The organism is Paenarthrobacter sp. NPDC089988 (assembly GCF_044748465.1).
Lineage (GTDB): Bacteria > Actinomycetota > Actinomycetes > Actinomycetales > Micrococcaceae > Arthrobacter.
In genome coordinates, this window is record NZ_JBIVGD010000007.1 from 95,216 (window position 1) to 106,987 (window position 11,772).

14 protein-coding genes and 1 pseudogene are annotated in these 11,772 nt (G+C 64.0%); 9 read left to right on the forward strand and 6 right to left on the reverse strand.

Annotation, left to right across the window (positions count from 1 at the left end; genetic code table 11):
• Nucleotides 1-3: 3 nt before the first annotated feature.
• Nucleotides 4-1,028, reverse strand: a pseudogene (locus ACIPV6_RS10495) (tyrosine-type recombinase/integrase).
• A 356-nt stretch (nt 1,029-1,384) separates the two neighbouring features.
• Between ACIPV6_RS10495 and ACIPV6_RS10500 the strand changes: the two are divergent.
• Nucleotides 1,385-1,774 (forward strand): hypothetical protein, encoded by a 390-nt coding sequence (locus ACIPV6_RS10500; RefSeq protein ID WP_400270815.1) that lies wholly within the window; start codon nt 1,385-1,387, stop codon nt 1,772-1,774.
• Nucleotides 1,775-1,810: 36 nt separating this feature from the next.
• Here the strand turns inward: ACIPV6_RS10500 and ACIPV6_RS10505 are convergent, their stop codons facing one another.
• Both ACIPV6_RS10505 and ACIPV6_RS10510 read right to left on the reverse strand, forming a co-directional pair.
• Complete coding sequence (locus tag ACIPV6_RS10505) at nt 1,811-2,242, reverse strand: hypothetical protein (RefSeq protein WP_400270816.1); 432 nt, start codon at nt 2,240-2,242, stop codon at nt 1,811-1,813.
• Between the two features lie 224 nt (nt 2,243-2,466).
• On the reverse strand, nt 2,467-2,799 hold the full coding sequence (locus tag ACIPV6_RS10510) for a PadR family transcriptional regulator (RefSeq protein ID WP_400270817.1): 333 nt from the start codon (nt 2,797-2,799) through the stop codon (nt 2,467-2,469).
• A 216-nt stretch (nt 2,800-3,015) separates the two neighbouring features.
• On the opposite strand from ACIPV6_RS10510, the gene ACIPV6_RS10515 reads away from it, so the two are divergent.
• Together ACIPV6_RS10515 and ACIPV6_RS10520 are read left to right on the forward strand one after the other, a co-directional pair.
• Nucleotides 3,016-3,246, forward strand: a complete 231-nt coding sequence (locus tag ACIPV6_RS10515; RefSeq protein ID WP_400270818.1) for a cold-shock protein — start codon at nt 3,016-3,018, stop codon at nt 3,244-3,246.
• Between the two features lie 366 nt (nt 3,247-3,612).
• Nucleotides 3,613-3,843, forward strand: coding sequence for a hypothetical protein (locus tag ACIPV6_RS10520; protein WP_400270819.1), 231 nt, complete (start codon nt 3,613-3,615; stop codon nt 3,841-3,843).
• Nucleotides 3,844-4,122: 279 nt separating this feature from the next.
• On the opposite strand, the gene ACIPV6_RS10525 is transcribed toward ACIPV6_RS10520, so the two are convergent.
• On the reverse strand, nt 4,123-5,235 hold the full coding sequence (locus ACIPV6_RS10525; protein ID WP_400270820.1) for an alpha/beta hydrolase: 1,113 nt from the start codon (nt 5,233-5,235) through the stop codon (nt 4,123-4,125).
• Between the two features lie 242 nt (nt 5,236-5,477).
• On the opposite strand from ACIPV6_RS10525, the gene ACIPV6_RS10530 reads away from it, so the two are divergent.
• From ACIPV6_RS10530 to ACIPV6_RS10550, 5 genes are all read left to right on the forward strand, one after another.
• The gene (locus tag ACIPV6_RS10530; RefSeq protein ID WP_400270821.1) at nt 5,478-6,041 is read left to right on the forward strand and encodes a cyclophilin-like fold protein; all 564 of its coding nucleotides are present in this window, start codon (nt 5,478-5,480) and stop codon (nt 6,039-6,041) included.
• 18 nt (nt 6,042-6,059) lie between these two features.
• Nucleotides 6,060-7,082 carry an SDR family NAD(P)-dependent oxidoreductase gene (locus ACIPV6_RS10535; RefSeq protein ID WP_400270822.1) on the forward strand — a complete coding sequence of 341 codons (1,023 nt, stop codon included), beginning with the start codon at nt 6,060-6,062 and terminating at the stop codon, nt 7,080-7,082.
• A gap of 58 nt (nt 7,083-7,140) precedes the next feature.
• Entirely contained in the window at nt 7,141-7,908 is a 768-nt protein-coding gene (locus ACIPV6_RS10540; protein ID WP_400270823.1) for a hypothetical protein, read from the forward strand.
• Nucleotides 7,901-8,395, forward strand: coding sequence for a DUF6644 family protein (locus ACIPV6_RS10545; RefSeq protein ID WP_400270824.1), 495 nt, complete (start codon nt 7,901-7,903; stop codon nt 8,393-8,395). The genes ACIPV6_RS10540 and ACIPV6_RS10545 overlap by 8 nt, the downstream gene beginning before the upstream one ends.
• 80 nt (nt 8,396-8,475) lie before the next feature.
• Nucleotides 8,476-9,246, forward strand: coding sequence for a glucose 1-dehydrogenase (locus tag ACIPV6_RS10550; RefSeq protein WP_400270825.1), 771 nt, complete (start codon nt 8,476-8,478; stop codon nt 9,244-9,246).
• Nucleotides 9,247-9,394: 148 nt separating this feature from the next.
• On the opposite strand, the gene ACIPV6_RS10555 is transcribed toward ACIPV6_RS10550, so the two are convergent.
• On the reverse strand, nt 9,395-9,694 hold the full coding sequence (locus ACIPV6_RS10555; RefSeq protein ID WP_400270826.1) for a hypothetical protein: 300 nt from the start codon (nt 9,692-9,694) through the stop codon (nt 9,395-9,397).
• Between the two features lie 5 nt (nt 9,695-9,699).
• Between ACIPV6_RS10555 and ACIPV6_RS10560 the strand changes: the two genes are divergently transcribed.
• Complete coding sequence (locus ACIPV6_RS10560) at nt 9,700-9,870, forward strand: hypothetical protein (protein WP_400270827.1); 171 nt, start codon at nt 9,700-9,702, stop codon at nt 9,868-9,870.
• Nucleotides 9,871-10,202: 332 nt separating this feature from the next.
• Here the strand turns inward: ACIPV6_RS10560 and ACIPV6_RS10565 are convergent, their stop codons facing one another.
• A complete protein-coding gene (locus ACIPV6_RS10565; RefSeq protein ID WP_400270828.1) occupies nt 10,203-11,123 on the reverse strand; it encodes a helix-turn-helix transcriptional regulator in 921 nt (306 codons plus the stop codon).
• Nucleotides 11,124-11,772: the final 649 nt, after the last annotated feature.

Here is an 11,772-nt window from a genome sequence, read left to right on the forward strand (position 1 = left end):
CGTTCAGTCTTCCATTCCGGCCAGCGCGTCCCGGACCGTGGAGTCCAGAGCACGGCGCAGGGTTTTGACTCTGTAGGCGCTGGAGACGGAGGTATAGAGGGCTGTCGTTGAGGCGTGCTCATGCCCGGCCTGGTGCTGGACGAACAAAGCGTCCATGCCTGATTCGATCAGGTGGGTGACGTAGGAGCGGCGCGTAGCGAGTGGATGTCCAAACCGGGGGAGAGGCCCAGGTCCTCGCAGTACCGGTTGAACCTTCGGTTCAGCGCGGTCTCCGAAACAAGGGTGCCCCGTTCTGAAGGGAACAGGTCCAGGACGCTGCGGCGTTTGGGTGGTGAACCCTTCATGGCTTTGCCGTAGCGGACCTGCAGGACCCCGTACTTGCCGAATTCCCGCGCGTGCGGGTTCCGGGCAAAATCGACGGTCTGCAGGTGCCTGACCTCATTGCGCCGCAGACCCCAGGAGTAAGCAACCTTGAATAGGACAGCGTCCCGGTAGGCCGGCAGCCAGCCCTTGCGGCCCAGCGTCGCGATCCTGTCGACCTCGTCATCGGCCCGGTCAAAGAAGACCTGCAGCTCCTGCCGGGTGAAGGGGCGCCGCTTGGGATCCGATTCGTTGGTCTGGGCGTGGACCGCCGTGTTCCAATCGAAACAGACCTGTGAAGGGTGCGATCCGAAATACTGCTCGCAGACCCGGTCCCAGCCATAATCGGGCGAAGCGACGTACGAGCAGAATGCCCGAAGAGCCGCCTGATAGCTTCGGCTCGTGGATTGGGCAGAGTGTTTCACGCTGCGCAGATCACCGAAGAACTCATCCACGTGGGCCGGCGTCCATCGCCATGGATACTCGTTCGTGGACTCCTGAAACCGCGTCACCAGCCGTTCCCGGCCCTCGATGGTGCCAAACGCAAGGTTCCGGCTCAACTGCTGGTTGCGCCAGCCGCTGAGCATCTGGGTGAACACGTGGTCCTCCGGGTGAAGGAAACGCACAGCGCCGAATTCGAGCACACGTCCCGCTGAATCAACCGCCACAAAGCCTCCTGATACATTGCATTGGATGCAAGAATCATGCAATTAATGCATAGCCCGCGCAAATCCGCGGATTCACGGGCCAATCCAGCCTGTTGCAACCCAGCTTCTGGGTCCGCTGCGATGGACCAGCGACCGACCACTGGCAACCGTTAGTTCTGCGTTTCCCCAGTTCAGGGGCACATTTCGGCGTCCAGGAATGCGGATCCGGCGACCGATAAGCAGGAGAGGGGTGATCATGCATCAGATGCAATAATCACTATTCTACTTGACATAACGGTGGTTATCGGCGTTTTATCACCTGTGATTCAGAGTGTGATTTGCGTGTGTTTTGGTCTGTGTTGTGGGACGATGGAGCCATGGAGACAGCAGCAACACCTGGTGGTCTGAGTGCGCACCTGTATTCGGTGAGGCTGGAGGACCCGTTGCTGGTGCTGGGCCTGCGGGCGATGCTGGGCGCGAGCCTGGTGGCGTACATCGGTTCGGTGAAGGAAACCCGGGCGGTCCGGCAATGGATCGAGGGTGAACGGAAGCCCTCTGCCGAGGTGATGGTCCGGCTCCGGCACGCCTACCATGTGGCTGCGGTGCTGGCCGAGTCGAATTCCCCGGCCGTGGTCCAGGCCTGGTTCCAGGGCATGAACCCGTACCTGGATGACGCCGTGCCGGCTACTTTGTTGCGGGAAGCCCCCCTGGAAGACACTGCCCAGCGGGTCCTGGGGGCCGCAAGGGCGTTCGCGGTCGCAGGGTGAGGCTTGACCTGGACGGACCCCATGGCCAGAGCTACGTCAAAAGCTGCTCTTGCCTGAAATGATAGGAATCCCTTTTTCATCTACCGGGAAGTCCTCGATGACCTTGCGGGAGGCTGTATCTATGATCACCACAGAATGCTCAGGCCAAGAGGGATCCCGGACAACCTTGAATTGAACGTCCGCCACGGAGATCTCTTGCCGTGCCTCGTTCTTGGTGCGGTTGAAGACATCGACGATCTGGCCGGTGGTGGTGTTAACTGCGCTAGTTTCCTCCGGAAGCCCTGTCGTTTCCCCGGAAACAGGGGTTGATGTCCACCAACCTTCGTATCCACCTGGTACACGGGCGTCCGCTGACGCTTTGAGCGTAGAGGCATCTGCTTGTCCGTTTGCAGCGTTGGCTTGAACGCCAACAACCACGGCTCCAACCAGGACCGCCGCGGCCCCGGCCACGCCTACTACCAATTTCATGTTTTCCCCCTTAGAAAGGCGCGACAGGAGCATGCGGCCGCGCTGATAAAAATCCCGGAACCGCGATGCTGCCGATGAGCACGCCGCGCCCACCAACACAGAACCCGCTGAAACGCCCATCGCAGGTCCATCCCGAAGATCAGCTCTCCACTGTTCCTCGCGAAGGCAACGAAGCCTCGCCGGGGTCAATGCAACACAGACCGCAAGAACGGTCTCAGCGGACCTCATCCCGCAGCCCATCTGGCCTCTCGCAGGACTGGAGATGGGCGTTGGACGGTTAAGGCTTTCATTCGCTGCGCTCTGACGTACTCGAGCGCAAGCGGCTTGGCCTCGGCGAGGAGACGATAATAGCGGCGGCGAGGACCCTTCCGGCCTTCACCGGCTTCCCACTCGCCTTGAACCCATCCTGCTTCCTCAAGCCGCTCCAGGATGGGATAAACCGTTCCGGGCTTCTTGGCTGTATCTTTGACGATCTGAAGCCCCCACACGCTTTCTGCTGACAGCAGGGTTTCAAGCACCGCCGCCGTAGCTGGTGTGACACGCCCCAAAGTCTCCATGCTTCTAAATCTATCTATATAGATTTAGAAGTCAAGTTGGTCTCCGAGGCCCAAATGTTCCACGTTCGCTGTGAACGTTCTTGGCAATCCGAAGCGCCATTACGGCCTGAGCCCGTACCCCAGAACCTGAAGTTCAGGTAAAGCCCTTGCGGGTATCGTTCGCGCCGGCGGGAGCGGCTGCCGGGAAGGCCTACCATCGGATCCATGGGTAATCGAATGGATGATGGAACCGTGATGGCCTGGAACCCCGAGGAAGGTTACGGATCCATTGCAATCAATGGGTCCGAGATCGTGTGCTTCGCCCACTTCTCCTGCATCGCCCAACAGAACCAGGAGTTCCTTGAACTATTGCCCGGCGAGCACGTGCGACTCACCTGGCACCAAGCCCAGCAGGATGACTTCTCCGCCGTAGCCGACCGGGTCGAACGCTCCGGCTCCTCTGCATAACGGCAGCAGCAGTGCCATTGCCTGACGTTGGAGCATGGCCGCGACCCGACCCGGCCCCGAGGTCGGCCGGCAATAGCGTCAGAGCTTCTGCCGCGACTCCCCCCACTCCCCCAGCTTTACGGAATATCCGTTATCGGCGTTCCAGACGAGGCGTCGTTGAATGAGAGCATCGCGCATTAGACGATGGTTGGGCCGTGCCGGCTACTTTACTGCGGGAAGGGCCCGTGGAGGACGCCGCCCGTCGGGTTTCGGCGGCCGCACGTGGATGTCGTGCGTGGGTACGCATTTTCCTTGAGCCCGTGGGCGCCCGTCCGCCTGCGGTATCGGCTGTCGGCAAGGCCTACGATCGGTTCCATGGGTAATCGAATGGATGATGGAACCGTTGTGGCCTGGAACCCCGAGGAGGGTTGGGGATCCATTGCAATCAATGGGTCCGGGATCGTGTGCTTCGCCCACTTCTCCTGCATCGCCCAACAGAACCAGGAGTTCCTTGAACTACTGCCCGACGAGCACGTGCGTCTGACTTGGCACCAAGCCCAGCAGGATGGCTTCTCCGCGGTAGCCGACCGGGTCGAACGCTCCGACTCCTCCGTCTAACGTCGGCAGCAGTTCCATTGCCTGGCGATAGAGCCTGGCGTCGGCCGGCTATGGCACCAGAGCCTCCGCCGCAAGATCCACTCCCCCAGCTTTACGGAATCACGGTTATCGGCGTTCAAACCGCGCATCGTCCTGACACCAGCCGCGGACTAGGGTCGCACCCTGCCTGTTCACATGTACGGCTCTAGCTTTCTTCAATTGGGAATCCCTGTAACCTTCCTGTCCAGCTGACGGTACCTGCCGATTGCGCCAGTGCCCGTTCCCTGGTTTCGGGACTGGTCAGAGGTTCTGGTCGAAAAAACCCGTCAGCCTGTCCCAGGGAATCAGGTCGACCTTGTCGTAGAGGTCCACGTGCCCGGCGCCGGGGACAATGTGAAGCTCTTTCGGTCCCGGTGCCTGACGGTAGGCGTCCTCGGTGTAGTAGCGGGAGTGCGCCTTCTCCCCGGCGATGAGCAGCAGCGGCCGCGGGGCGGTCATTTCGATTTGTGACATCGGCATGAAGCTGGTGATGGCTCCGAGGCTCGTTAGGCTCAACGCGTGCGACCGCGGGTGCTGGCCACGCGGGGTGGCATAGTATTCGGCGAACTCATCGGCCGCCGCCTGTTGCGAGGGCTTGAGCGGCACCGCGTCGCCGCCGCCGTAGCGGATCTCTCCGCCGGCGAATTCGGTCCAGCGCTGTTCAGCGGCTTCGGCCAAGGCCTTATGGCGCTCGGCGACGGTGTTGACCTCGCTTGCAACTGGGGCGTAGCCCTGGCCATCGCGGTAGGCGCGTCCCATGTCGTACATGCTCACTGTGGCTACGGCGTTCAGCCGCGGGTCGACCTGCGCGGCGGCAAGGGAGAACCCGCCGCTGGCGCAGACGCCGATCACGCCGATCCGTCCGCGGTCGATGCCCGGGCGTGTGCCGAGGTAGTCCACCGCGGCGCTGAAGTCCTCTACAAAGGCTTCGAGGGAGGCGATGTTGCGCGGGGTGCCGCCGCTCTCGCCGTTGTAGGAGGCGTCGAACGCGAGCGAGACGAAGCCGTGCTCGGCCATCGTCTGCGCGTACAGGCCGGAGGTCTGCTCCTTGACGCCGCCGAACGGGTGCCCGACGATCAGCGCCCGGGCCCGGCCGCTCAGGCCCTTGGGGCGGTACAGGTCGGCGACCAGCTCAATGCCGTAGCGGTTCTTGAACGAGACCTTCTTATGGTCGACGTTCTTGCTGCGGGGGAACGTCTTGTCCCAGTTCCTGTTCCACTGGGGTTTGGCCTCGGCGTAGGCGGCGGTGACGCCCGTTGCGGCGAGCGTTCCGGTCGCCACGACGGCTCCGGTGAGTTTCAGCAGGTGGCGGCGTTGCAGGCCGCGCCCGGGCTGCTCGCCGTCTATCGGTTCACGGGACTCTATCGAGGTCATGGGTGGCCTTTCTGGGTTCGTGGATGTCGATGTGCCGCGGCGTCGTCGATGCAGCCTTTCCGTCCGGTCCAGGCGGGATGGTCCTTCCCCGATTCTGTCTTTCGGACGAATCCATGGAACACCGCGGGTGGCCGGCGCGGGAGTCCCTCCTGGTACCCCTCATGACAGGGACTCCCGCGAAGTCAATTTGCTGTGTTGCATTGATTGAGTACCCCTTTGGACCGACCCGGAAGGCCTTCACGATGCGACTGCCCAGAACAGCCCTCTTTGCTGCGATCGCGCTGCCGCTGCTCCTCGCCGGGTGCAGCAGAGCGTCGTCCGGTGAAAGCCCGGGCCCCGCGCAGTCCCAGGACTCGTCGGCGAGCCGGAGCACCGGGCCGACCGCGGCCTCGTCCGTAACGCCGTCCACGGTCGGGTCGTTGTCCCCAACCGCAGACCGCGGAGTCGTGGGCACCGTAGTGCGCTTCACCGCCAAGGGTGCCGTCGTCGAAGTCGTCATCGACGAGGACAACCCCACAACCCGCTCGTTCCTGGCGATGTTGCCCATGACCTTGGTGTTCTCCGACTACGGCGGCAAGGAGAAGATCTCTACCCCTACCGGTGTGTGGGATTTCACCGACGCCCCGGGCCTGGACCCGGAAGCAGGGGACCTTTTCTCCTACAAGCCGTGGGGCAACCTCGGGTTCTTCTACAACACCGCCGGCAACACCTTCTCGAACGACCTGGCCAGGATCGGCAAGACCCAGGACATCGAGCAGATAGAACAGCTGGACGGGCAGCAGGTCACCATCGCCGTTGCCGGCTGAACGAAGGAAACAACAAGAATGAAGCTCTCTAATGCTCCTTTGACCAGGCGCGGCCTCCTGCTGACGGTCACCTCCTTCGGCGCAGCGGCCCTGGTAGCCTGCACCAGCACTCCCTCAGAGATCCCCTCGACATTGGCGCCGGCCGGACCCGCGTCCGCTCGCACCGAAACCTCCGGAAACGCCGTCAGGGCCGAGGGCGGCCTGTATGGTGCCGGCGTGTACAACACCCAGCAGGTCTCCGACGAGCTGGTATGGATCGACGAGAACGTCCGGCCGCTCAACGGCGGTACGAAGCGCATCCTCATCACCGGCTCCACTGCCGGCGCCGGGCAACTCGCCGCCGCCCATCTCCTCAAACGCGGGCACACGGTCGTGGCGCACGCCAGAAATGACCAGCGCGCCGCCGACGTACGCCGCGACCTGCCGGGCCTCGAAACCGTCGTGACCGGCGACCTACTCCACCTTGACCAGATCAGAGCGCTGGCTGAGCAGATCAACGCACTCGGCAAGTTCGACGTCATTATCCATAATGCCGGTGAGTACGGTCTCCCCGTCAGCGACTTGCTCACTTCCAACTCCCTAGCGCCGTATCTCCTCACCGCGCTGGTGACCCCGCCGCGCCAGCTGACCTACCTCACCTCAGACCTGCACCTCGGCGGAGGCCTAAGACTTGACGAGGTGCGCTCAGGCAGCGGCATCGGCTACGGCGACAGCAAGCTGCACATGGCGATGATCGCCACGGCAACGGCCCGCCTCTGGCCAGGCCGGAAGGTCAACGCAGTCGCCCCTGGTTGGATCCCCACTCTGATGGGCTTCCATAACGGGAACACCAGCACCCCCGACAGCCTGCGCGACGGCTACATGACCCAGGTCTGGCTGGCCGAGGGCGTCGAGAACGGCAGTGACATCACCGGCCAGCTCCTCTTCCACCAACAGGTGGAGACCCGCGTGAACGAGCTCGTGCACGACGCCCAGGCACAGGACCGGCTGTTGGCCGCCTACGCCGAGCAGACCGGCGTAGCGTTCCCCGCAGAAAACTGAACCCCGACCCAAAGCTCCGCGGACGAGAGCCGCACGTCCACAGAGAGGACCGACGACTTTGAGCGTCCCCACACACACCCCCCGACCACTCCGCCGCGGCCTTCTGGCCACGGCAGCCGTCCTCGCCGCGGCAACGATCGCGCTACTCCCGGCTTCACCAGCCGCAGCGCACCACGGCTGGGACGGTTTCGAAACCAACGAGCTCGTCTACATCGCCGGCACCGTCTCATCCGAAGGGAACTGGGGCGACCCGCATTCGCTTTTCGATGTAACACTGGACGCACAACTCCCAACCAACACGCCCGATCTCCCGATCCCCGAAGACCTGTCAGGACCCGAGGACAGCATCCGGGTCGAGGCGGCTCCCGCGTACGGCGGCCCCCACGACGAGCTTGAGGTCATCATCGCGCCGCCGTGGTGGTCGCGCAGCAACGGGCTGGACCGCATCCTGGAGGTCGGAGAGCGCTTCCAGGGCGTCGGGTACATCAACCGCACCGATGACGGCCTCTTCCGTCCGGTCGCGTTCTGGTACGGGGAAGACAGTGCACCCGTCAATCAGGTGATCGGCAACACGCTACCGGTCAGGGCGCCACTGCCAGGCGGCGCGCCGCAGCCAGGCGATAATCCTGCCGACGTGCCGTCCGCGGTGGCGGACCCCATAGAGATGGCACCATCGGCAGAGGATACCGGCACTGCCGATGACAGCGGCTCCGATGCGTGGCCCGTCTGGTCCGTGTTGGGTGCCGTCATCGTCGTGGCGGCCGCGGGTGGCGTCCTCTACATGCGCCGCCGCACCCGCCAGGACGAACGGAACCAGGATGCCTGACTGGCTCGAACCGCTCCTGCGCTGCCTGCAGGATACGCCGCTCGGGGACGCGGTGCGCTCCACTCCGTTCATGTACGCGACGATCGAGAGCCTCCACATCCTTGGGATCGCCGTGCTCGTGGGCCCGGCCTTCGCGTTCGACCTCCGGCTGCTGGGCGTCGGGCGATCGCTGCTGTCCGTCACGAAGGCCGCACGCTATCTCCTGCCGGTATCCCACCTCGGACTGGCCATCGCCGTCGCCACTGGCGTCCTGTTGTTCAGCGCACAGGCCGTCGGCGTCGCCAGTTCCGGTGCGGCACCGTGGAAGCTCGGGCTCCTGCTCCTGGCCGGGCTGAACGTGCTCATGTTCCACCACGGCGTCCACCGTCGAATTGACGAATGGGCCGACGCCCACACGACCCCGCTCGCGGCCCGCATCTCGGCAGCCGTGTCGATGACAACGTGGACGGGCGTAATCTTTGCGGGACGATTCCTCGCCTACATCTGATCGTTTGTTCCAGCAGGCAGGACGCCGAGCACCGCATCCGCTTCGTCATCGATACCACTACACACAGTAAGGAGAGCCACATGACCCAACTCACCTACGATTTCACCGGTAAAACCGCTTTCGTCACCGGCGGCAGCGCCGGGATGGGCGAGGCCACCGTCCGCGCCTTCGCCCTGGCCGGCGCGAACGTCGCCATCGTCGACCGGGACGCCGACGCCGCCAAGGCACTGGCCGACGAGCTCACTGCCCGGGGGCAGAAGGCCATCGGCATCGCATGCGATGTTACCCACGAGGACCAGGTCGCCGCCGCTGTCCGCGCCGCAGTCGACACATTCGGCAGCCTCGACATGGCGTTCAACAACGCCGGCATCATGCTGCCCCCGGTTGACTCGGCCGAGGAGACTGAAGAGGCGTTCGACAAGCTCGTCTCGGTCAACCTCAAAGGTGTCTGGGCCTCCATGAAGCACGAGCTAAAACAGATGCGCGAGCAGGGCTCCGGCGCGATCGTGAACTGCTCCTCCCTTGGTGGACTGGTGGGCGGCGACGGGCGCAGCACCTACCACGCCACCAAGCACGGCGTTATCGGTGCCACGAAGAGCGTGGCCCTCCAATACGGGAAGCACGGGGTGCGCTGCAACGCAGTCTGCCCGGGAACCATCGAAACCCCCATGGTCGCCCGAATGGCCGACGGCGGCGAGCTCGACCGCGACCAGGCCGCCGCTGGCGTGCCGCTGGGCCGCCTCGGCCGCCCCAACGAGATCGCCGCCGCTGTCCTATGGCTCTGCTCGGACGCCGCCAGCTACGTCACCGGAGCGGCACTGCCCGTCGACGCCGGACACACCGCGCAGTGACTGCACGGGCCAGCGCCAGAGAAGGAAGTGCCCCGAGTCCAGCTGCCCGCACTCGGGGCACTTCTTTGCCTCACCCAGATTCTTCGCACGAGGATCTCGGGGAACGTTGTGCCCGCTGCCTGCACCGGCCCGCACCACTCGCTGCGTGTCAGCGGGATGTCCGAAGCCGCCGCGGCGTCGGCGACGCGTCCGGACTTGGTCGTGCCGACCACGACCTGGATGGTGCGAGGTGGCGACCGATCCACGCGACCGCAGTCGCCGTCGGCGTCACCGGGTACTTCGAGACCAGACAGCCGAGCACGGTGTTCGGGACCGGGTAGTCGGGTGAGTCGAAGAAGACAGAGTCCTGGAAGTCCTTCTGAATCGGCGACCCGGCCTGCAGCGTGATCCTGTTGATCCGGGCATGGCCAACCAACCGGCCATCGTCCCTTGCGATCGAGAAATCCAAGCCCCATGTTCGACGACAGCCCTTCGTCGACGATGGTGGGGTGCGTGACCGACAGTTGCATGTCGACCAACCCGATCCTCATCGGGAAGGCCGTATGCTATGCCGATGAAGGGCCGACGCTGGCCTCCGCGCTTGCCACCTCGTCGTTCGACGGTGGCACCGCGGTCGGTTGCTGAATCGCCGCGTTTGCACTGCAGTCCGCGCTCGGTGCGACCGGACCCGTCGTAGGGGCCACCATCACCGCACTTTACTTCCTGCCGCTGACTGCCCTTTTCTCAAGAAACGCCGCGCGGAGCGACCCGCCGCCGGGGACGGCTTTCCACAGGGAGGAGTCGGCCACGGCCCCCATCTGACATCTCCGACCAAAACATGCGGACGCTCCGTCTCGCGCGAAAAGAGCCGGGCGTCGTCATTTCCGCTCGAGCCGGAGCGACGCACTAGTCCGCAGCAGCGACGCGATGCGTAGGTTGATCCCCATCGATCTGTTTCCTTCGCGTGAGGGCGAACTTCAAAGGGCGCGCCTTGATGCATCGTCGTTGGCCGCCGTGCTCGGCGCTTCCCGGGCGGTCCTCGCTTCGAGCTCCTCACTGGCCGCCCAGGAAGCTAACAGACCCATCCGCTCCGCCGACGTCGAGCCCGGTTCCGCCGCGTAGATGGTCAAGGTCAGGCCGTGCTCGGCTTCCATCTCCATTCCCTCATAGGCCAGAGTCATCTCCCCGACAACAGAGTGGCGAAAGGTCTTGAATCCTGTGCCGTGGTGACGGACGTCGTGTTTGCCCCATAGCCGTCGGAACTCCTCGCTGCGGGTTGAAAGCTCCCCGATCAGGTCGTGCAACTCCTTATTGTGCGGATCACGCCCCGCTTCGGTCCGCAGGATCGACGCAGTGATCTCCGCGAAGGAGTCCCAGTCCGGGTAGAACGCGTACGCGCGCTCGTTCAGGAAGGTGAAACGGGCGATGTTCGGCGGCTGAGCCCGCATGTCGTATGCGTCCTTGTAGAACGCCCGGCCCAGCGCGTTCGCCGCCAGCAGATCCATCCGCCCATTGCGAACAAACGCTGGCCCCGCTGTCACCGCGTCCAGCGTCCACTGCAGGCTCGGGTGCGGGGTCCAGACCTTCGAGCTGCGCCTCCGCGGCGGCCGCGCGGCAGGGCTGGCAGCCCGGGCCAGATTGAACAAGTGCGCCCGCTCCGCGTCGTCGAGCTGCAACGCCCTAGCTATGGCATGGAGGATCTCGGGGGACGCACCACTGATAGCCCCGCGCTCCAGCTTCGTGTAGTATTCGATGCTCACGCCGGCAAGCGTGGCGACCTCGCTGCGCCGCAAGCCTTCGACACGCCTGTTCGTTCCGGCGGGCAGACCCACGTCCTTCGGTTCCACCTTTGCGCGACGGGAGGTCAGAAACTCGCGTACTTCCGGCTTATTGTCCATCCCTTAACGGTAACGAGCAGACCCGCGCCGAGGGAGTCTCCCGCAGTACCCCTGCCAAGGGGTCACGTCCTCACCTCTTTTCTGCGCGGCTCGGAATAAGGGGTGAGGCGATCGAAGCCGCTCAAGGGGTTGGTAATCTCAATCGCTCCCCCAGCTTGATGGAATCGCGGGTATCGGCATTACGTCGTCATAGCTATCAGATGAGAGGCTCATGCATTTGATGCAGGTTTCTGGCGCCGGTCCATCAGGCAGCACAGGCCCAGCACCAGTCAGGGTCTGATGATCATCACTGGCAGCCTCGTGTTATCGGCGAGCAGATGACACAGACGGAAGACTAATCACGCAGGCGACGCACGAAAGCGTCGGTACCTGCTGCTGGTCGGCCAACCACAGAGAGCCTCCCCTCGGCGTGCGGAATACCGAGGGGAGGCTCGTTGTGGCGTCGTAGCGCGGGAGTTAGTGCCTGTCTCGGATTCGGCTGATGACGATTTCTTCTCTGCAGTCGTAGGCGCGGCGGTGATCTCCGGTTGCGGGGAGCACCCAGACGATGCGTCCATCGGGGGTCAGGACGTCGACGGTTGCCTCGTACGGGTACTAGGTCGCTTCGATGACGCTGACCCGGTCCCCTGGCCTCAGATTCGCCCAGTTC

Coding starts and splice junctions, on each gene's coding strand:
- ACIPV6_RS10505 (WP_400270816.1), bottom strand. CDS start 2,242: ATGAAATTGGTAGTAGGCGTGGCCGGGGCCGCGGCGGTCCTGGTTGGA.
- ACIPV6_RS10550 (WP_400270825.1), top strand. CDS start 8,476: ATGACCCAACTCACCTACGATTTCACCGGTAAAACCGCTTTCGTCACC.
- ACIPV6_RS10565 (WP_400270828.1), bottom strand. CDS start 11,123: ATGGACAATAAGCCGGAAGTACGCGAGTTTCTGACCTCCCGTCGCGCA.
- ACIPV6_RS10530 (WP_400270821.1), top strand. CDS start 5,478: ATGCGACTGCCCAGAACAGCCCTCTTTGCTGCGATCGCGCTGCCGCTG.
- ACIPV6_RS10510 (WP_400270817.1), bottom strand. CDS start 2,799: ATGGAGACTTTGGGGCGTGTCACACCAGCTACGGCGGCGGTGCTTGAA.
- ACIPV6_RS10535 (WP_400270822.1), top strand. CDS start 6,060: ATGAAGCTCTCTAATGCTCCTTTGACCAGGCGCGGCCTCCTGCTGACG.
- ACIPV6_RS10520 (WP_400270819.1), top strand. CDS start 3,613: ATGGATGATGGAACCGTTGTGGCCTGGAACCCCGAGGAGGGTTGGGGA.
- ACIPV6_RS10560 (WP_400270827.1), top strand. CDS start 9,700: ATGTTCGACGACAGCCCTTCGTCGACGATGGTGGGGTGCGTGACCGAC.
- ACIPV6_RS10525 (WP_400270820.1), bottom strand. CDS start 5,235: ATGACCTCGATAGAGTCCCGTGAACCGATAGACGGCGAGCAGCCCGGG.
- ACIPV6_RS10545 (WP_400270824.1), top strand. CDS start 7,901: ATGCCTGACTGGCTCGAACCGCTCCTGCGCTGCCTGCAGGATACGCCG.
- ACIPV6_RS10500 (WP_400270815.1), top strand. CDS start 1,385: ATGGAGACAGCAGCAACACCTGGTGGTCTGAGTGCGCACCTGTATTCG.
- ACIPV6_RS10515 (WP_400270818.1), top strand. CDS start 3,016: ATGGATGATGGAACCGTGATGGCCTGGAACCCCGAGGAAGGTTACGGA.